At 34.8% G+C, this 1092-nt stretch carries 1 tRNA gene and 2 pseudogenes; 1 reads left to right on the forward strand and 2 read right to left on the reverse strand.

The features are described from left to right. Positions 1-206 (forward strand): annotated as a pseudogene (locus C1642_RS11250) (hypothetical protein); the annotation flags it as partial. A 59-nt stretch (positions 207-265) separates the two neighbouring features. Here the strand turns inward: C1642_RS11250 and C1642_RS11255 are convergent. Next, positions 266-858: pseudogene (locus tag C1642_RS11255) on the reverse strand (HAD-IB family hydrolase). 107 nt (positions 859-965) lie between these two features. After that, positions 966-1042 (reverse strand) — tRNA-Arg (locus C1642_RS11260). Between the last annotated feature and the right edge of the window lie 50 nt (positions 1043-1092).

The following is a 1092-nucleotide window of genomic DNA, read 5'->3' on the forward strand; positions in this document are numbered from 1 at the left end:
CGGATATCGTTGGAAGCTTAACGGATGGTGTTACTGGTGAAGGCAGTTTAGATGTTATTTCTAATTTGCTAGGCGGATTAACTGGTGGTAGCTTACTCGGTGGTGTAACTTCTACAGTATCTAGCGTAACAAATACAACGCATACGATCGTACCGACATCATTACTTACTGATAACTTCCTAGAAAACTCTTTCAATACTGTTTAATAATTACAAAGAAAGCCACTTTATATAAGTGGCTTTCTTTTTTAATATATTTTTAAATATTAATTAATCTCTTGCCATTTATAATATTTTCTATGAGCTAACTCCAACATTGCATAATCATTAGGTGTATCACCATAAGCATAGATTATAGGATATTGAGTTAAGTCATATTTATTTTTTATTCTATTTACTTTTTCTAAATAACCACAATCACCATCAATAAAACAACCTGTCAAAATACCATTATCTATTTCAAGTTGATTACAGATAACATCCAGATCTAAAGATTTACACCAACTTTCCAAGTAAACACTTAATGAAGCAGATACAACAACAACCTGATCTCCCTGTTGTTTATGCCAGAGAATGGGTTCTAAAGCATTTTCACGAATACAGGAAGAAATTACTTTTTAGCAAACTCTTGTCCTTTGCCTATCAAAGAAGCTGCATCATAGCCGACATATCCCACTTGGCAGAGCTTAGTACGGATCGTTTTATCCGTTACCCACCCAAGCTTATAACCCGCTATATAAGGTGCAAGACGGATGCCACCTAATATTTGAGTTTTTTTACTCAAAGAAAATTTAAGGAATAAACTGAAGGTATCATTATGGGGGATCGTGCCATCAAAATCGAATAAAGCCAGATTCATTTATCGTTATCTCTAATATAATTAAAAAGTTATAAAATTTAGATTTTTAAAAATTAATAAACAGCAGATACAAAAAAACCGCTATAAAAGCGGTTAATTCTTCAAGTTGGTGCGCTCAGAGAGATTCGAACTCCCGACCCCTTAGTTCGTAGCCAAGTGCTCTATCCAGCTGAGCTATGAGCGCGTAACTTGTGTGCTTTTCAGCGATTCGTTCGATTTTACTTGGTGCGCTCA

This window comes from Acinetobacter sp. AKBS16 (genome assembly GCF_002899995.1).
Lineage (GTDB): Bacteria > Pseudomonadota > Gammaproteobacteria > Pseudomonadales > Moraxellaceae > Acinetobacter > Acinetobacter baumannii.